Origin of the sequence: Comamonas sp. Tr-654, from assembly GCF_011752915.1 — a bacterium.
Lineage (GTDB): Bacteria > Pseudomonadota > Gammaproteobacteria > Burkholderiales > Burkholderiaceae_C > Comamonas.
Genome location: NZ_VWWQ01000001.1, coordinates 1179376 through 1196745, shown reverse-complemented (window position 1 = coordinate 1196745; position 17370 = coordinate 1179376). Strand labels below are relative to the sequence as shown.

Sequence of the window (17370 nt, the reverse complement as noted above, 5' to 3'; positions counted from 1 at the left end):
CTGCCCAGGCCATGGAATCTCAAATCGTAAAAATCGACGCGACCGACTGGAGCCAGGTCCAGGGGCGCGATGAATGGACTGCTGCCGTCGAAGCCGGCAAGGTGCTGTACTTTCCGCAGCTGAGCTTTCAGCTCTCCGAACAGGAAAAAACGCTGCTGCGCCCCGATGTGCGCGATCCCAAGAGACGCAATATCAGCCTCAACGTGGATGGCTCGATCAAGGGCGTGGCGGGCGACGAGGCCACGCAGGCCCAGGTGGCGGCCATGGTCGGACGCTTTCGCGAGCAGGCCACGGCGCTGATCGCAGGGCTGTTTCCCGCCTATATGCCGGTGGTACGCATGGCGCCCACCAGCTACCGCCCTTCGCAGGTGGAAACGCGGGCGCAGTCCTGGCGTGCCGACGACAAGCGCATGCATGTGGATGCGTTTCCTTCGCGGCCCAATTATGGCGAGCGCATTCTGCGCGTGTTCACCAACGTCAACCCCGATGGCCAGCCGCGCGTCTGGCGTGTAGGCGAGCCCTTCACCGATGTGGCCAAGCGCTTCGTGCCGCGTGCCAAGCCCTACAGCGCCTGGCAGGCCAAGGCACTGGAGCTGCTGCATGTGACCAAGTCCTATCGCAGCGAATACGACCACCTGATGCTGCAGCTGCACGACGGCATGAAGGGCGACGCTGACTACCAGAAGAACGCGCCGCAGGAGACCGTGCCTTTCGCGGCAGGTTCCTCCTGGGTGTGCTTTTCCGATCAGGCCGTGCATGCCGTCATGTCGGGGCAGTACATGCTGGAGCAGACCTTGTTCCTGCCGCCCGGCAGCGAATACAACCCTACGGCCAGCCCGCTGTCGATTCTCTCGCGCATGAAGGGGCATCCGCTGGTCGATGCCAAGTATCGCTGACACCGCAGGCAGCCGAGCTGGCTCGGCAGGTTGGGCTCGCGCTGATCCATAGTTCAGGCGGGCACAAAAAAGGCGTTGAACCTCGCGGTCAACGCCTTTTGTTTTGGAGGCTGCAGCTGCAGCCGTTCTTCAGCCCCAGGCCTTCTCGATCCACCTGGCCGGCTCGATATGGCGAAAGCGCTTGTTGCGACGGCCTTCCAGGGCGTCGGGCGGGTTCACTTCGCCATGGAAGATCACGATGCGCGCATCGACGGGCGGCAGCGGCTCCTTCCAGTAGTTGCTGGGCCAGGTCGGAATGCAGTAGTACTTGAAGCTGGGGCACCAGGCGGCAGGCCAGTAGTCAAGCTTGCCCTGCTTGTGCAGAAAGTGCGACAGGTACTCCTGCTCGTTGCGGTACTTGGCGCGCATTTCTTCGGTGTTCGCCCGGAAATGCTCCAGCACATCGGCATGGGCACCCAGCTCGAAGCGGTAGACCGAGGAGTTGCCGACAATGCGCTCGCCAAAGCGCCAGAAGCGCGGATAGTCGTGAATGATGCGGAAGTCGCCGGGCAGCGTGAAGAACTCGTCGAGGCTGCCCACGATCACCACATCCAGGTCCAGGAACAGCGCCTGGCCCTTGAGGCCATGCAGGTCGCGCTCGAAGGTGGTCAGCTTCTTCCAGGCGCCGTCACGCTGGCCGGGAGCCAGATGAATGTTCAGGTCGGGAATGGGAAAGCACTCCACTTCGGAGCGAATCCCCTCTGTGCTGTCGGTCAGGCAGACAAAGCGAAAATCTCCGCTGAGATGGCGGCGCACCATGGCATAGAGTCGGTTGACGTACTCCGGGCCGTATTTGGTGCCCCATTTCATGCAAAGAATATGGCGTGGCTGCTGTGTGGTCTGAACCATGGGTTGGCGGTCTCGGCGAGGAAATAAGGCGGATGGACGGGCAGGCGGGGCCGATCGGCAGATCAGTCCTGACGGCCTTTCTTGACCGACTTCTGCTTGGGCTTGGCGCGCTTGATGGTGCCGCCGGCGGTCAGGCGCTGGTTGCCGAGCACGCGCAGTTGCTTGACTTCGGGCTTCTGGCCGGCGCGGCCGAACTTGAGCACCTTGACGTCGCGAGGACCGGGCATGCGGTCTTCATCAAAGGCCTTTTCCTTTTCGGGAATCGGGCGCCACAGCACCAGCAGCTTGCCGATGTGCTGGATGGGGGCGGCGTTCAGCTCGTCGCAAAGTTGTTGATAGACCTGCTCGCGGGCTGCACGGTCGTCGCCGAAAACGCGGACCTTGATCAGACCATGGGCATTGAGTGCGGCGTCCACTTCCTTCTGAACGGCAGTGGTCAGACCATCGCCACCGATGAGGACGACGGGGTCCAGATGGTGGGCTTCGGCGCGGTGTTCCCGGCGCTGCGCGGGAGTTAATTCAATTTGGGGCATACCCGTATTATCAAGGCTGCGAGAATTCAGGCATGAAAACCAAAACCAAAAGCAAGAAGGTCAATAAGAATTGGCTGCACGACCACATCAATGACCCGTATGTGAAAGCAGCCCAGAAGGACGGTTATCGTGCCCGCGCGGCCTACAAGCTCAAGGAAATTGACGAGTCGCTCAAGCTGATTCAGCCCGGTCACACCGTGGTGGATCTGGGCTGCGCGCCCGGCGCCTGGAGCCAGTATGTGCGCCGCCGTCTCTCGCCCAGCGGTGCGGCCGTGGGCGAGCTCAACGGCCGCATCATCTCGCTGGACCTGTTGCCCATGGAGCCTATCGAGGGCGTGCATTACATCCAGGGCGACTTCCGTGAGGAGGCGGTGCTGGCGCAGCTGGAGGAAGCCATGGGCGGCGGCAAGGCCGACGTAGTGGTCTCGGACATGGCGCCCAATCTGTCCGGCCATGGCGCCACGGACGGCGCGCGGGTCGCGGTACTCATCGAGATGGCGGTTGATTTCGCGATCAACAACATGAAGCCCGAGGGCGCGCTGGTGGTCAAGCTTTTCCACGGCAGCGGCTATAACGAGCTAGTGGATCTGTTCAAGCAGACCTTCAAGGTGGTTAAGCCCATCAAGCCCAAGGCATCGCGCGACCGGTCTGCCGAGATATTCCTGGTAGGGATGGGGCTGAAGCAGGGCTCCTGACGCAGTCGCCGGCTTGCATAGGGGCATTTGACCTTATGCCTTGCTGCAGCAAGCCGGTGAAACTGATAGCGCAAAGCCCTGATAAAACACAGGCTTAGAGCCGATTGCCTGTCGGACCATAGCTTGCCTATGGCCGCTATAGGGGGAAATAGGCGTCCTGGGCGCTTGAAACACCTAAAATGAACCTCAACTAGGTCTGGAGTCCCCTCCGGGCCTTTACGTCTGAATATTCCATTGGAGCCCCGCTTGAACAATCAGTGGTTTTCAAAAGTCGCCGTCTGGCTGGTCATCGCCATGGTGCTGTTTACGGTGTTCAAACAGTTTGACACCCGAGGTGCTGGCGGTGCCTCTCATGTTGGCTACTCGGAATTCCTGGAGCAAGTGCGCAACAACCGTATCAAGAGCGCCACCATTCAGGAAGGTGCCGGCGGTACCGAGGTCGTAGCCACCACCACCGATGATCGCAAGATCCGCACCACTGCCACCTATCTGGATCGTGGCCTGGTGGGCGACCTGATCAACAACAACGTCAAGTTCGACGTCAAGCCACGTGAAGAAGGCTCGCTGCTCATGACGCTGCTCGTGAGCTGGGGTCCCATGCTGCTGTTGATCGGCGTATGGGTGTACTTCATGCGCCAGATGCAGGGCGGCGGCAAGGGCGGTGCCTTCAGCTTCGGCAAGTCCAAGGCGCGCATGCTCGACGAAAACAGCAACACCGTCACCTTTGCCGACGTGGCTGGTGCCGATGAGGCCAAGGAAGAAGTCAAGGAAGTCGTGGACTTCCTCAAGGACCCCAACAAGTTCCAGAAGCTCGGCGGCCGCATTCCCCGTGGTCTGCTGCTGGTCGGCCCTCCCGGCACCGGCAAGACGCTGCTGGCCAAGTCGATTGCGGGCGAGGCCAAGGTGCCTTTCTTCTCGATCTCGGGTTCCGATTTCGTTGAAATGTTCGTCGGCGTGGGCGCGGCTCGCGTGCGTGACATGTTCGAAAACGCCAAGAAGAATGCACCCTGCATCATCTTCATCGACGAAATCGACGCTGTCGGTCGCCAGCGTGGCGCTGGCATGGGCGGCGGCAACGACGAGCGCGAGCAGACTTTGAATCAGATGCTGGTCGAGATGGACGGTTTCGAGACCAATCTCGGTGTGATCGTGGTGGCTGCAACCAACCGCCCCGACATTCTGGATGCCGCCTTGCTGCGTCCCGGTCGTTTCGACCGCCAGGTCTATGTGACGCTGCCCGATATCCGCGGCCGCGAGCAGATCCTCAATGTGCACATGCGCAAGATCCCTGTGGGCCAGGACGTGAACCCCGCCATCATCGCGCGCGGCACGCCCGGCATGTCGGGTGCCGATCTGGCCAATCTCTGTAACGAAGCGGCTCTGATGGCGGCTCGCCGCAATGCGCGCACCGTGGAGATGCAGGACTTCGAGAAGGCCAAGGACAAGATCATCATGGGCCCCGAGCGCAAGACCATGGTCATGCCCGAGGAAGAGCGCCGCAACACGGCCTACCATGAAGCCGGCCATGCCCTCATCGGCAAGCTGCTGCCCAAGTGCGACCCCGTGCACAAGGTCACCATCATCCCGCGCGGCCGTGCGCTGGGCGTGACCATGAGCCTGCCCGAGAAGGACCGGTACTCCTACGACAAGGAGTACATGCTCAACCAGATCGCCATGCTGTTCGGCGGACGTATCGCCGAAGAAGTGTTCATGAACCAGATGACGACTGGTGCTTCGAATGACTTCGAGCGTGCGACCCAGATCGCCCGCGACATGGTGACGCGCTATGGCATGAGCGATGCGCTGGGCACTATGGTCTACTCCGAGCAGGAAGGCGAGCCTTTCCTGGGTCGTACCTTCAGCCGAGGCTCCAATCTGTCCGAGTCCACCATGCAGAAGGTCGACGACGAAGTGCGTCGCATCATCGACGAGCAATATGCACTGGCGCGCAAGCTGATCGAAGACAACAGCGACAAGATGCACGCCATGGCCAAGGCCATGCTGGACTGGGAGACGATCGACGCCGAACAGCTCAACGACATCATGGCCGGCAAGGAGCCTCGTCCTCCCAAGGACTGGACGCCTCGCAATCCGCCCTCGTCGGATGGCGGCAACTCCTCTGGAGGCAATCCCGCATCGAATGCCGAGCCTTCACCGACTACGGCTTGAGCGCCAAGTCTCCGCAACAAAAGGTCCCTCAGGGGCCTTTTGTTTTTGTACTCTCAGATATCTGAAGATCTATGTCGCAACACTGGCAAACCTCGCGTTTTCTCTTGCAGCTTGACAAGCCCCAGGTCATGGGCATCGTGAATGTGACCCCGGATTCCTTTTCCGACGGCGGCAAGCATGCCGGGGTATCCCAGGCCATGGCCCATGCAGAGTTGCTGCTGGCACAGGGCGCGCATATTCTGGACATAGGCGGCGAATCCACCAGGCCGGGCTCACCCGCAGTCAGCCTGGAGGACGAGCTGGCGCGTGTGCTTCCCGTGCTGCGGGAGGCCGTCAAGCTCGATGTGCCCATCTCCATCGATACCTACAAGCCCGAAGTCATGGCGGCCGCCCTGGATCTCGGAGCAGACATCATCAATGACATCTGGGCGCTGGGCCAGAGCGGCGCCTTCGAGGTGGTGAGCCGGCACGGCAGCTGTGGCGTGTGCCTGATGCATATGCACAAGACCCCGCAGGACATGCATCTGGAGCATATGCAGGGCAACGCCGTGGCGCAGGTGCGGGACTTTCTGCTGCAGGCGACGCAGCCCTTGCTCGATGCAGGCGTCGCGCGCTCGCGCATCGCCTGGGATTACGGTATTGGCTTCGGCAAGAGCGTGGTACAAAATTTTGCCTTGCTTGCACATCAGCGTGAGTTGCTGGACCTAGACTTCCCGCTGCTGGCAGGCTGGTCGCGCAAGGGCTCTCTGGGGCAGGTCAGCGGCCTGCCCGTTGATCAGCGCATGGTGCCCAGCGTGGCGGCGGCATTGCTGGCGGTCGAGCGAGGGGCCAGAATTGTGCGTGTCCACGACGTGAAGGACACGGTGGCAGCGCTGGCCGTCTGGCAGGCCATGCATGATGCGCAAGCACTGCAGGCCTGACGACAGAGTATTGAATCTAAAAAGGACAACGAAACTATGGCAAGACAGTACTTCGGCACCGACGGGATTCGCGGTACGGTGGGCAAGTCGCCCATCACGCCTGACTTTGCCCTGCGCCTGGCGCATGCCGTCGGGCGTGTGCTGCGCCGTACGCAAGAGCGTCCTCTGGTGCTGATCGGCAAGGACACTCGCATCTCCGGCTATATGCTGGAGAGCGCGCTCGAATCGGGCTTCAACTCTGCCGGTGTCGATGTCATGCTGCTTGGCCCCCTGCCGACACCGGGCGTGGCCTATCTGACGCGTGCCCAGCGCGCCAGTCTGGGGGTGGTCATCAGTGCCAGCCACAACCCGTTCTATGACAACGGCATCAAGTTCTTCAGTGCCGAAGGCACCAAGCTGCCCGATTCCTGGGAAGAGGATGTGGAGGCGGCCCTCAAGGAAGACCCCGTCTGGGTGGACTCGGCCTCTCTGGGCAAGGCACGGCGTCTGGCCGATGCTGCCGGTCGCTACATCGAGTTCTGCAAAAGCACCTTTGATCACAGCCTGTCACTACGCGGTCTGAAGATCGTGGTGGACGCGGCCCATGGCGCGGCCTATCAGATTGCACCCAAGGTCTTTCATGAGCTTGGTGCCAGCGTGGTGGAGATCGGCTGCTCTCCGGATGGCCTCAATATCAACGAGGGCGTGGGTGCGACCCATCCCGAGGCGCTGGTCAGGGCCGTGCGCGCCAACAAGGCCGACTACGGTGTGGCACTGGACGGCGATGCCGACCGGCTGCAGCTGGTCGATGCGCAGGGCCGTCTCTACAACGGCGACGAGCTGCTCTATCTCATGGCAGCCGACCGTCTGGCACGCGGAGATGCGGTGAGCGGCGTGGCCGGAACCCTGATGACCAATATGGCGGTGGAGCAGGCGCTCAGGGCGCAGGGCGTGGGCTTTGTGCGTGCCAAGGTCGGAGACCGCTATGTGTTGGAAGCACTCACTGCCAAGGGTTGGCAGCTGGGTGGCGAAAGCTCGGGCCATCTGCTGGCGCTGGACAAGCACACTACCGGCGACGGCCTGGTCAGTGCGCTACAGGTGCTGCAGGCCTGCGTGCGCTCCCAAAAGACCATGGCCCAGTGGCTGGAGTCCGTGAAGCTGTTTCCCCAGGTCATGATCAATGTGCGCCTGCAGCCGGGACAGGACTGGAAAAACAACGCCAAGCTCCCCGGCGAGCAGGCGGCTGTCGAGAAGCTGCTGGGCAGCGACGGCCGCGTGCTGATCCGCCCCAGCGGCACCGAGCCTCTGGTGCGCGTCATGGTCGAGGCCAGAAGTGCGGACATGGCCAACAACTGTGCCGAGCGCCTTGCCGAGGTGGTCAGGACCAGCTGACGCTGCACAGGGCAGGGTGATTGTCATGAACAACGATGACAGTCATATTTTGGTCATGCAATTGTCATAAACCACCGGCAGACTGCGGGCATGCCCTCAGGGGCGCTTCAAGCTTTCGCAGGCTGCTGCCACATGTCCCAATCCGTACCTGGTTCCGATTCTTTCTTTTCCGCTTCCATCACTTCTTCTTCAGGGCAGGATTGCGCCGCAGCCTCGCAGACCGGCAGCCAGTCGCAAGATGCGGGGCCTGCATCCCTGGGGCTGGCGCATCTATCGCTGGTGTCAGCAGCGGAGCAGGGCGGTACCGTGAAAGGCGCTGCGGGCGAGTCGCCTGCAGTTGCGCAAGCCGCCGGCACCGGGCACCATGAGGTGCCTGCTGCCGTTTCCGATGCGGCCCCTGCGGCATCTTCCGTCCCTGCCAAAACGCCACGCCGACGCCGGGCGGCGTCCAAGAACGAGGTAACCATGCCGCCTGTGATCGAGCCGACTCTGGAGCTGCTGGACCGCGATCAGAGCATTCTGGTCTTCAACGAGCGCGTGCTGAGCTGGGCCGAGCGCGAGGATGTGCCGTTGCTCGAGCGCCTGCGCTATCTGTGCATCGTATCCTCCAATCTCGACGAGTGGTTCGAGGTGCGCTGCGCCCCTCATGTCTCGGCCGCCAAGGTGGGGGACGAGCAGGGCACCTACTCGCGTGCCAGCTTCGAGCGACTGATGACCACGGCCCACGGCCTGGTCGCCAGGCAGTACCAGCTCTACAACCAGGCCATCATTCCTGCCTTCGACAAGCATGCGATCCGCCTGGTCTCGCACGGCGAGCGCAGCGTGGCGCAGCGCAAATGGGTGCGCGAGTACTTCATGCGCGAGGTCCAGCCCCTGCTGATGCCGGTGGGCCTGGATCCGTCGCACCCCTTTCCGCAGGTTGCCAACAAGGCATTGAATTTCATCGTGCGCCTCAACGGCGTGGATGCCTTCGGGCGCGCCAACGAGGTGGCCATCGTCAAGGTGCCGCGGGCCTTGCCGCGCCTGATCCGCTTGCCCGAGAAGATTTCGGGCAAGCAAAAGCTGTTCGTCAGCATCTCCAGCGTGGTGCGTGCCCATCTGGCCGAGCTGTTCCCGGGCCGGGAAGTGTCCGAGTTCTCCCAGTTCCGCGTCACCCGCCACTCCGATCTGGCCGTGGACGAGGACGATGTGGTGGATCTGCGCATGGCCTTGCGCCAGGGCCTGCACCACCGCCATTACGGTCAGGCCGTGCGCCTTGAAGTGTCTTCCTCATGTTCCGTGGTGCTCTCTGACCTGCTGCTGGAGCAGTACGGCCTGCCGGCCGAGGCGCTGTTCCGCGTCAAGGGTCCGGTCAATCTGGTGCGCCAGATGCAGCTGATCGATCTGGTCGACGACCCGGCCCTGCTGTTTCCCAAGTGGAAGCCAGCCTGGCCCACCCAGCTCGTGCCCGGCCGCTCCATCCTGGCGCAGATGCGCAAGAGCGACATCATCATCCACCAGCCCTTCGAGAGCTTTGATGGGGTGCTGGAGCTGCTGCGCGAGGCCGTCAACGACCCGCAGGTACTGGCCATCAAGCAGACCATCTACCGCACGGGAACCGACTCCGAGATCATGAGCCTGCTGGCCGAGGCCGTGAGCCGCGGCAAGGAAGTGCTGGCCGTGCTGGAGCTCAAGGCGCGCTTTGACGAAGAGGCCAACATCAACTGGGCGGAAAAGCTGGAATCGCTGGGTGTGCAGGTGGTGTATGGCGTGGTCGGTCTCAAGACCCACGCAAAGATGCTGCTGATCACGCGGCGTGAAAAGCGCAACAACCAGCTCAAGCGCTACGCCCATCTGTCCACGGGCAACTACAACGCCCGCAGCGCGCGTCTGTACACCGACATCAGCCAGCTGACCTGCAATGACGAGATCACGGCCGATATGGATGCGGTGTTCCGCCACCTCTCCAGTCACAACACCATGCCCAAGTTGCAAAAGCTGGTCATGGCACCCTTCCATCTGCAAAACCGCATGCTGGAGCTGATCGGCCTGGTGGCCGCCGCAGCGGCGCGGGGCGAGAAGGCGCGCATGGTGCTCAAGATGAATGCGCTGACCGACGAGCCGCTGATTCGCGCTCTGGTCGAGGCTGGCCGCAAGGGCGCGCAGATCGATCTCATCGTGCGCGGCTCCTGCATGCTGCCGGCCCAGCGCCCGGGCGTGACGGACAATATCCGCGTGCGCTCCATCATCGGCCGTTTCCTGGAGCATTCGCGCGTCTTCTACTTCGCCTGGGGCCAGGAGGAAGAGTTGCTGCTGTCCAGCGCCGACTGGATGAATCGCAATATGCTCAGCCGCGTGGAGCTGGCCTGGCCGGTGCTTGACAAAAAGCTGCGCCAGCGCGTGATTGACGAGTGCCTGGTGGCCTATCTGGGCGATGACCGCGATGCCTGGACGCTGGATGCTTCGGGCGCTTACCAGAAGCCCGAGCGCCCCCTGGAGGGCAAGGGCGCCCAGCAGGCGCTGATGGTGCGCTACGGTGGCAAGAGCCTCTAAGTTATCAAAGAAGGAGCTGGTTGCGCTTGTTAGTAAAGGATTTCAGATGTTTTACATGCTGAAATCATTATCTGACAGCCGTTAGAAGCTCTCTTTTTTGATGGCCGAATGCAAAAAAAGGGACTGCAAGGCAGTCCCTTTATCTTTGCCGGGCGGCGGCCGAATGGCCGGTCACATCAACGCAGCTGCAGCTTCAGGCTCCAGGGCGTCTTGCTCCATGCCATGGCTTCCTCTTCCAGCAGGCGCGCGGATTGTGGATAGGTCAGCATCCAGCCTGCGGGGGTGGAGAACTTGCATTCCGATCCCGAGCGCTTGATCTGCATGCCCTTCATGTCCGGCTCGCGGCGGGTGTGGCACAGCTGCACGGCAATGCGCAGCGCCATCAGCGGCAGGGCCAGCTGGGGCTCGTCGATGGCGTCCTCCAGCTTGCGCAGCTTGCCCTGGTGGCCCAGCACCAGCTGGCAGATGCGCTGGCGCAACTCCGGCTCCCAGGTGGCCAGGCCGCAATGCTCGACGATGTAGGCACCGTGGCGATGGTAGTTGCTCAGGGCCACGCGCATGCCGACTTCATGCAGCTGCGCCGCAATGGCCAGGGCCTGCGCGCTCTGCGCCGCCGTTTCGGCGGGCAGGATCTGTTGGTACAGCTCGGTGGCAATGCGCTGCACGCGCAGGGCATGGGGGACATCCACGCCGAAATCCAGCTGCAGGGCGCTGATTTCGGCGGCCTCCTTGTCGGCAGGAGGCTCGTGATCGAGCAGGTCGTGCAGGGCCCCCTGGCGCAGCGCTCCCTGGGCGACTTCGAGCTCGGTAATCCCCAGCAGGTCGACCACGGCCATCATCACGCTGATGCCGCCCGCGACCACGGGGCGGCGATCTTCCTTGAGGCCCGGCATGCGCAGGCGGTCCACATGGCCGATATCCAGCAGCATCTCGTAGAGGTGGCGCAGCTTGGCGGGGGTGATCACCTGTCCGTCCAGGCCCTGGGCCGTGAGGGCGTCGGCCACGGCATTGGCCGTGCCCGAGGAGGCATAGGCGCAGTCCCAGGCGGTGCCCGGGTAGGCGAACTGGGCCTGGGCCAGGCATTGCTTGGCGGCAGCAACGGCGGCCTGGAAATTGGCCTTGTTCAGTGCGCCATCGCTGAAGAAGCGACTGCTCCAGGAGACGCTGCCCAGCGCAAACGATGCCACCTGTAGCGGCTGACTGTGCTGGCCGATGATGATCTCGGTGGAGCGCCCGCCAATGTCGATGACCAGGCGTTTTTGCTGGCTGGGCGGCAGCGAGCTGGCCACGCCGCGATAGATCAGCCGGGCTTCTTCCTCGCCGGCAATGACTTCGATGGGAAAGCCCAGCAGCTGGCTGCCATGCGTCACGAATTCGTCGGCATTCAGGGCCTCGCGCAGGGTCTGGGTGGCGACGGCGCGCACATGCGTGGCATCGAAGCCTCTGAGGCGCTCGCCGAAGCGCGCCAGGCAGTCCCAGCCGCGCTCCATGGCCTCGCGCGAGAGTTCCTGGCGCGAGTTCAGGCCATTGCCCTGGCGCACGGTTTCCTTGAGGTATTCCACACGCTCTATGCGTTGATGCGAGCCGATGCGGCCTATTTCAAGGCGAAAACTGTTGGAGCCAAGGTCTACGGCGGCAAGCAGCGATTCTGGAGCCATTTCTGAGCCAATCAATGCGTTGTTGTTATGCGGGTTGGAGCACGAGTGGAGCATGAGCGTGAGGGAGCTGACGACACATGCATCGGGCAGTGGAATATGCAATATGCGCCGTCATTGGGCTATCAGGGGGCAAAGTTCAGCCTATGCCAAGTCAGGTATTTGCAGATATTGCCGGTCCTTGCCGTCGCCGAGGGGTCTCACGCTGTGTGACAGACTATGTCATACATTGCCAGTGCCCCGGCATCGGCCTTGCGACAAGCTGTTACCTGTGGTTTTACTCGGAGACCGAGCATGTAGGTCAAGGCTCAGCAGTTTGCGAATGAAATATGACAATTGCATGACCAGATTGAACGTCTTTCACTCGGTTGCGCCTTGAAATTTTCATGTCACGACGCTGTCATAAAAGGTTTTTAAAGTCCACTCCATCGAATCTTTCAACCCTAAGAGGTCGTTTCATGAAGTTGTCCTTGATTCACGTTCTGGTAGCTGGTGCTCTGTCTGCCGCAGGTATTGCCAACGCCAGCCAGGAAGCTACAGGTGCCGGTGCGAGCTTCCCGGCTCCTCTGTATTCCAAGTGGGCTGCTGACTATAACAAGGCCACTGGCGTCAAGATTAACTACCAGTCCGTTGGCTCCAGCGCCGGTGTCAAGCAGATCGATGCCAAGACCGTGGACTTCGGTGCCTCGGACGCTCCCCTGACCGATGAAGAGCTGCAGAAGAAGGGTCTGCTGCAGTTCCCCACCGTGATCGGCGGCATTGTTCCCGTGGTCAACATCAAGGGCGTGGCTCCCGGCCAGCTGAAGCTGTCGGGCCAGGTGCTGGGCGACATCTATCTGGGCAAGATCACCAAGTGGAACGATCCCGCCGTTGTCGCTCTGAACCCCGGCGTGGCGCTGCCTGATGCTGCCATCGCTCCCGTGCGCCGCGCTGACGGCTCCGGCACCACCTTCGGCTTCACCAACTACCTCTCCAAGGTCAACGCCGAGTGGAAGGACAAGGTTGGCGAAGGCACGGCTGTGAACTGGCCCACCGGTGCCGGCGGCAAGGGTAACGAAGGCGTTGCCGCCTTTGTGGGCCGTCTGCCCAACTCCATCGGCTACGTCGAGTACGCCTATGTGAAGCAGAACAAGCTGACCTACGCACAGCTGCAGAACAAGGAAGGCGCTTTCGTCTCTCCTGACGACGATACCTTCAAGGCTGCCGCTGCTGGCGCCGACTGGGCCAAGAGCTTCTACCAGATCCTGACCAACCAGCCCGGCAAGAGCGCCTGGCCCATCACCTCGGCCACTTTCATCCTGATGCACAAGACCCAGGACAAGCCTGCCCAGGCCACCACTTCGCTGAAGTTCTTCGAGTGGGCCTACAAGCAAGGTGACAAGACTGCTGCCGATCTGGACTACGTGCCCATGCCCGAATCCGTCAAGAACGTGATCTACAAGTCCTGGAACGACATCAAGGACACTTCGGGCAAGGTTGTTGCCAAGTAATCTCGTGTAATCAGTGAGCAGCGGACTGCCGTGCCGGACGGCATCTCCGCTGCTTGTTTCAACCCTTTGCGAATAAAGGCGCTCACGTGTCCACTACGTCGCCCTCCAGTTCGCTGGCTGCTGCCTCCACCGATGCCGCCAAGCGACGCTCTCCTTCTCCGCCACGTGCTCCGATGATCTCGGGACGTATGGCGGATCGTTTGTTTGGTGGCCTGGCACGCAGTGCAGCGATTCTGACGCTGGTGCTGCTGCTGGCCATCATGGCTTCGCTGATCGTCGGCGCCTGGCCCGCCATTTCGGAATATGGTCTGGGCTTTCTGACCAGCAGTGTCTGGGACCCCGTCCAGAATCGCTACGGCGGCCTGGTCATGATTTATGGCACGCTGGCCACCTCGGCCATCGCGCTCTTGATTGCCGTGCCCGTGAGCTTCGGCATCGCGCTATTTCTGACGGAACTCTCTCCCGCCTGGCTCAAGCGCCCCCTGGGAACGGCCATCGAGTTGCTGGCCGCAGTGCCATCCATCGTCTACGGTATGTGGGGTCTGATGGTGTTCGGCCCCGTGCTGGCCACCTATGTGCAGCAGCCGCTGCAGAACCTGCTGAGCGGCGTGCCCTATCTGGGCGCCTTTGTCTCCGGGCCTCCCGTCGGTATCGGCATTCTCTCGGCCGGCATCATCCTGGCCATCATGATCATCCCCTTCATCGCCTCGGTGATGCGCGATGTGTTCGAGGTCACGCCGGCACTGCTCAAGGAGTCGGCCTACGGTCTGGGCTCCACGACCTGGGAAGTGGTCTGGAAAGTGGTGCTGCCCTATACCAAGACCGGTGTGCTGGGCGGCGTCATGCTGGGCCTGGGCCGCGCGTTGGGCGAGACCATGGCCGTGACCTTTGTGATCGGCAATATGAACCAGCTCAACTCGCTGTCCGTGTTCGAGGCTGCGAACAGCATCACCTCGGCCCTGGCCAATGAGTTTGCCGAAGCCGGCGAAGGTCTGCATCAGGCATCGCTGATCTATCTGGGTCTGGTGCTGTTCTTCATCACCTTCGTGGTGCTGGCCTGCTCCAAGGTCCTGCTCAACCGCCTGCAGAAGAACGAAGGAGCCCGCTCATGAGCCCGACCTCCACCTCCGCCAAGATGCTTGATGCGGCCGACCTGGCTGCCGTGCGTCAGGCCAAGTACGACAGGCGCAAGCGCCTCAATCAGATTGCGCTGACCCTGTCCATGGCCGCCATGCTGTTCGGTGTCTTCTGGCTGGTCTGGATTCTCTGGGAAACCATTCGCCAGGGCGTGGGCGGTCTGAACTTCGCCCTGTTTACGCAGATGACGCCTCCGCCCAACGAAGAGGGCGGCATTGCCAACGCCATCTGGGGCTCGCTGATGATCGTGACGCTGGCCACTTTTGTCGGCACTCCGATCGGCGTGATGGCCGGCGTCTACCTGGCCGAGTACGACAAGAAGAGCTGGCTGGCTTCCACCACGCGCTTCGTCAACGACATTCTGCTGTCGGCCCCCTCCATCGTCATCGGTCTGTTTGTCTACACCGTGGTGGTGGTGCGCTTCAAGAGCTTTTCCGGCATGGCCGGCGTGATCGCGCTGGCGCTGATCGTGATTCCCGTGGTTATCCGGACCACGGAAAACATGCTGGTGCTGGTGCCCGCCAGCCTGCGTGAAGCGGCTTATGCACTGGGCACGCCCAAGTGGAAGGTCATCATCATGGTGACCCTGCGTGCGGCCCGTGCCGGTGTGATCACCGGTGTGCTGCTGGCCGTGGCCCGTATCGCGGGCGAGACCGCTCCGCTGCTGTTCACGGCGCTGAACAACCAGTTCTGGAATGCCGACATGAGCAAGCCCATGGCCAGCCTGCCGGTGACCATCTTCAAATTTGCCATGAGCCCCTATGAGAACTGGCAGCAACTGGCCTGGGCCGGTGTGTTCCTCATCACGGTGGCTGTGCTGGGTCTGAATATCCTGGCGCGTTTCATCACCCGTCAGAAATAATTCCAAGGTTCAAGATCATGACTGCAACCATTGCTCCCGCCAACGTCAAGCTGGCCGTGCGCGACCTGAACTTCTATTACGGCAAGTTTCACGCGCTGAAAAACATCAACCTCGATATTCCCGAGAAGAAGGTCACGGCCTTCATCGGCCCCTCGGGCTGCGGCAAGTCCACGCTGCTGCGCACCTTCAACCGCATGTTCGAGCTCTATCCCGAGCAGCGCGCCGAAGGCCAGATCATGCTGGACGGCGACAATCTGCTGACCAGCAAGCAGGATGTGGCACTGATTCGCGCCAAGGTCGGCATGGTGTTCCAGAAGCCCACGCCGTTTCCCATGTCCATCTATGACAACATCGCTTTCGGCGTGAAGCTGTTCGAGAATCTCAACGCCTCCGACATGGACGACCGCGTGGAGTGGGCGCTGCGCAAGGCTGCGCTGTGGAATGAAGTCAAGGACAAGCTGCAGCAAAGCGGCTCGGGTCTGTCGGGCGGTCAGCAGCAGCGTCTGTGCATCGCACGCGGCATTGCCATCAAGCCCGAGGTGCTGCTGCTGGACGAGCCTTGCTCGGCGCTGGACCCCATCTCCACGGCCAAAATCGAAGAGCTGATTGCGGAACTGAAGAACGACTACACCGTGGTCATCGTGACCCACAACATGCAGCAGGCAGCCCGTTGCAGCGACTACACGGCCTATATGTATCTGGGGGACCTGGTGGAGTTTGGCGACACCGAAAAAATGTTCTTCAAGCCCCAGCGCAAGGAAACGGAAGACTACATCACAGGCCGCTTCGGCTAAGGACTCAAAAATGACAGAAAAACATTTGTCCACACAGTTCGACTCCGAACTCAACCGTGTCTCCGCCCGCGTCATGGAGCTGGGCGGTCTGGTCGAGTCGCAGATCAGCAATGCCGTCTACGCATTGACCAGCTTCAGCACCGAAGCCGTGGAGCAGGTCATCAGTACCGAGCAGCGCGTCAACGCCATGGAAGTGGAGATCGACCATGAGCTGTCGTCCATCATCGCGCGCCGTCAGCCCACGGCGCGCGACCTGCGCCTGCTGATCGCCTTCTCCAAGGCCACGGCCAATCTGGAGCGCATGGGCGACGAGGCCTGCAAGATGGCCCGCATGGTCAAGTCCATCATCGACAGCGGCGCCGCCCGTTCGCTGCCCAGCGGCGAGCTGCGCATGGCTGCCCAGATGGCTTCCGAGCTGCTGCGCAAGACCCTGGATGCCTTTGCCCGCCTGGACACCAAGGCGGCGGTGGCCATCTTGCGCGAAGACGATCTGATCGACGAAGAGTTCGACGGCTTTGTGCGCAAGCTCATCACCTACATGATGGAAGATCCGCGCACCATCTCCGCCAGCCTGGACCTGCTGTTCCTGGCCAAGGCCATCGAGCGTATCGGCGACCATTCCAAGAACGTGGCCGAGCTGATCATCTACCTGGTCGAGGGCAAGGACGTGCGCCACCAGACCATGGCTGAAATCGAATCTGCGGTGTTGTAAGACGGAGGCTACCCAGGGATGAAGAAGATGCCCATGGTCCTCATCGTGGAGGACGAACCTGCGATTGCAGAGTTGATCGCGGTCAATTTGAGGCATAACGGCTTCCAGCCCGTCTGGGCGGAAGACGGTGTGTCGGCGCAGCGCGAGCTCGATGCCGTGCTGCCCGATGTGATCTTGCTCGACTGGATGCTGCCCGGTGCCAGCGGCCTGTCGCTGGCTCGCAAATGGCGTGCCGACAGCCGCACCAAGGCCGTGCCCATTCTCATGCTCACGGCGCGCGGCGACGAGCCCGACAAGGTGGCAGGCCTTGATGCCGGAGCCGATGACTACATCACCAAGCCGTTCTCCACCCAGGAGCTGCTGGCCCGCATCCGTGCCGTGCTGCGCCGTCGCGCGCCCGAGCAGGTGCAGGACAAGGTCAGTATCGGTGAGCTGGTGCTGGATGCCGCAGCCCATCGTGTGAGCTGGCAGGGCGATCTGCTCAAGATCGGACCCACCGAGTTCAAGCTGCTCAACTATCTGATGAAGCACCCCGAGCGCGTGCACAGCCGTGCACAGCTGCTTGACAAGGTCTGGGGCGACCATGTCTTCATCGAAGAGCGTACGGTGGATGTGCACGTCAAGCGCCTGCGCGAATCGCTGGGCGTAGCAGGTGTTCTGATTGAAACCGTTCGCGGCGCAGGTTACCGTTTCAGCGCTCAGGCCATGGCCTGATA

Annotated in this window: 15 protein-coding genes; 12 read left to right on the top strand and 3 right to left on the bottom strand. The window is 61.8% G+C overall.

What is annotated here, in order from left to right:
- Positions 1-11 precede the first annotated feature (11 nt).
- Positions 12-896: a Kdo hydroxylase family protein gene (locus tag F3J24_RS05490; RefSeq protein ID WP_167003303.1), complete on the top strand. Its 885-nt coding sequence runs from the start codon at positions 12-14 to the stop codon at positions 894-896.
- A 129-nt stretch (positions 897-1025) separates the two neighbouring features.
- Here F3J24_RS05490 and F3J24_RS05485 read toward each other — a convergent pair whose 3' ends face one another.
- Both F3J24_RS05485 and F3J24_RS05480 read right to left on the bottom strand, forming a co-directional pair.
- Positions 1026-1784 carry a glycosyltransferase gene (locus F3J24_RS05485; protein WP_205244605.1) on the bottom strand — a complete coding sequence of 253 codons (759 nt, stop codon included), beginning with the start codon at positions 1782-1784 and terminating at the stop codon, positions 1026-1028.
- 62 nt (positions 1785-1846) lie between these two features.
- Positions 1847-2317 carry a YhbY family RNA-binding protein gene (locus F3J24_RS05480; RefSeq protein ID WP_034358731.1) on the bottom strand — a complete coding sequence of 157 codons (471 nt, stop codon included), beginning with the start codon at positions 2315-2317 and terminating at the stop codon, positions 1847-1849.
- Positions 2318-2349: 32 nt separating this feature from the next.
- Here F3J24_RS05480 and F3J24_RS05475 point away from each other — a divergent pair, with 32 nt between their 5' ends.
- The 5 genes from F3J24_RS05475 to ppk1 all read left to right on the top strand — a co-directional run bounded on the left by F3J24_RS05475 (position 2350) and on the right by ppk1 (position 10004).
- Positions 2350-3012 carry an RlmE family RNA methyltransferase gene (locus F3J24_RS05475; protein WP_003053442.1) on the top strand — a complete coding sequence of 221 codons (663 nt, stop codon included), beginning with the start codon at positions 2350-2352 and terminating at the stop codon, positions 3010-3012.
- Positions 3013-3258: 246 nt separating this feature from the next.
- The gene (gene ftsH, locus F3J24_RS05470; protein WP_003067340.1) at positions 3259-5181 is read left to right on the top strand and encodes an ATP-dependent zinc metalloprotease FtsH; all 1923 of its coding nucleotides are present in this window, start codon (positions 3259-3261) and stop codon (positions 5179-5181) included.
- Positions 5182-5252: 71 nt separating this feature from the next.
- Complete coding sequence (gene folP / locus F3J24_RS05465; protein WP_167003301.1) at positions 5253-6101, top strand: dihydropteroate synthase; 849 nt, start codon at positions 5253-5255, stop codon at positions 6099-6101.
- Positions 6102-6137: 36 nt separating this feature from the next.
- Positions 6138-7472 (top strand): phosphoglucosamine mutase, encoded by a 1335-nt coding sequence (gene glmM / locus F3J24_RS05460; RefSeq protein WP_167003299.1) that lies wholly within the window; start codon positions 6138-6140, stop codon positions 7470-7472.
- Positions 7473-7937: 465 nt separating this feature from the next.
- Positions 7938-10004 carry a polyphosphate kinase 1 gene (ppk1, locus tag F3J24_RS05455; RefSeq protein ID WP_167003513.1) on the top strand — a complete coding sequence of 689 codons (2067 nt, stop codon included), beginning with the start codon at positions 7938-7940 and terminating at the stop codon, positions 10002-10004.
- A 176-nt stretch (positions 10005-10180) separates the two neighbouring features.
- On the opposite strand, the gene F3J24_RS05450 is transcribed toward ppk1, so the two are convergent.
- Positions 10181-11662 (bottom strand): Ppx/GppA phosphatase family protein, encoded by a 1482-nt coding sequence (locus F3J24_RS05450; RefSeq protein ID WP_167003297.1) that lies wholly within the window; start codon positions 11660-11662, stop codon positions 10181-10183.
- A gap of 455 nt (positions 11663-12117) precedes the next feature.
- Here F3J24_RS05450 and pstS point away from each other — a divergent pair, with 455 nt between their 5' ends.
- The 6 genes from pstS to phoB all read left to right on the top strand — a co-directional run bounded on the left by pstS (position 12118) and on the right by phoB (position 17368).
- On the top strand, positions 12118-13149 hold the full coding sequence (gene pstS / locus F3J24_RS05445) for a phosphate ABC transporter substrate-binding protein PstS (protein ID WP_167003295.1): 1032 nt from the start codon (positions 12118-12120) through the stop codon (positions 13147-13149).
- Between the two features lie 173 nt (positions 13150-13322).
- On the top strand, positions 13323-14261 hold the full coding sequence (gene pstC, locus F3J24_RS05440; RefSeq protein ID WP_043005430.1) for a phosphate ABC transporter permease PstC: 939 nt from the start codon (positions 13323-13325) through the stop codon (positions 14259-14261).
- Positions 14258-15148, top strand: a complete 891-nt coding sequence (gene pstA / locus F3J24_RS05435) for a phosphate ABC transporter permease PstA (protein WP_167003293.1) — start codon at positions 14258-14260, stop codon at positions 15146-15148. The genes pstC and pstA overlap by 4 nt, the downstream gene beginning before the upstream one ends.
- A gap of 17 nt (positions 15149-15165) precedes the next feature.
- Entirely contained in the window at positions 15166-15942 is a 777-nt protein-coding gene (pstB, locus tag F3J24_RS05430; RefSeq protein ID WP_003053452.1) for a phosphate ABC transporter ATP-binding protein PstB, read from the top strand.
- A gap of 10 nt (positions 15943-15952) precedes the next feature.
- Positions 15953-16654, top strand: coding sequence for a phosphate signaling complex protein PhoU (gene phoU, locus F3J24_RS05425; RefSeq protein ID WP_167003291.1), 702 nt, complete (start codon positions 15953-15955; stop codon positions 16652-16654).
- A gap of 18 nt (positions 16655-16672) precedes the next feature.
- A complete protein-coding gene (gene phoB, locus F3J24_RS05420) occupies positions 16673-17368 on the top strand; it encodes a phosphate regulon transcriptional regulator PhoB (RefSeq protein WP_003053455.1) in 696 nt (231 codons plus the stop codon).
- Positions 17369-17370: the final 2 nt, after the last annotated feature.

Bases quoted from the DNA above. Each gene is read 5' to 3' on its own strand.
- glmM (WP_167003299.1), top strand. From the start codon at position 6,138: ATGGCAAGACAGTACTTCGGCACCGACGGGATTCGCGGTACGGTGGGC.
- F3J24_RS05485 (WP_205244605.1), bottom strand. From the start codon at position 1,784: ATGGTTCAGACCACACAGCAGCCACGCCATATTCTTTGCATGAAATGG.
- F3J24_RS05490 (WP_167003303.1), top strand. From the start codon at position 12: ATGGAATCTCAAATCGTAAAAATCGACGCGACCGACTGGAGCCAGGTC.
- phoB (WP_003053455.1), top strand. From the start codon at position 16,673: ATGAAGAAGATGCCCATGGTCCTCATCGTGGAGGACGAACCTGCGATT.
- pstC (WP_043005430.1), top strand. From the start codon at position 13,323: ATGATCTCGGGACGTATGGCGGATCGTTTGTTTGGTGGCCTGGCACGC.
- folP (WP_167003301.1), top strand. From the start codon at position 5,253: ATGTCGCAACACTGGCAAACCTCGCGTTTTCTCTTGCAGCTTGACAAG.
- pstA (WP_167003293.1), top strand. From the start codon at position 14,258: ATGAGCCCGACCTCCACCTCCGCCAAGATGCTTGATGCGGCCGACCTG.
- phoU (WP_167003291.1), top strand. From the start codon at position 15,953: ATGACAGAAAAACATTTGTCCACACAGTTCGACTCCGAACTCAACCGT.
- pstB (WP_003053452.1), top strand. From the start codon at position 15,166: ATGACTGCAACCATTGCTCCCGCCAACGTCAAGCTGGCCGTGCGCGAC.
- F3J24_RS05450 (WP_167003297.1), bottom strand. From the start codon at position 11,662: ATGGCTCCAGAATCGCTGCTTGCCGCCGTAGACCTTGGCTCCAACAGT.
- pstS (WP_167003295.1), top strand. From the start codon at position 12,118: ATGAAGTTGTCCTTGATTCACGTTCTGGTAGCTGGTGCTCTGTCTGCC.
- ppk1 (WP_167003513.1), top strand. From the start codon at position 7,938: ATGCCGCCTGTGATCGAGCCGACTCTGGAGCTGCTGGACCGCGATCAG.
- F3J24_RS05475 (WP_003053442.1), top strand. From the start codon at position 2,350: ATGAAAACCAAAACCAAAAGCAAGAAGGTCAATAAGAATTGGCTGCAC.
- F3J24_RS05480 (WP_034358731.1), bottom strand. From the start codon at position 2,317: ATGCCCCAAATTGAATTAACTCCCGCGCAGCGCCGGGAACACCGCGCC.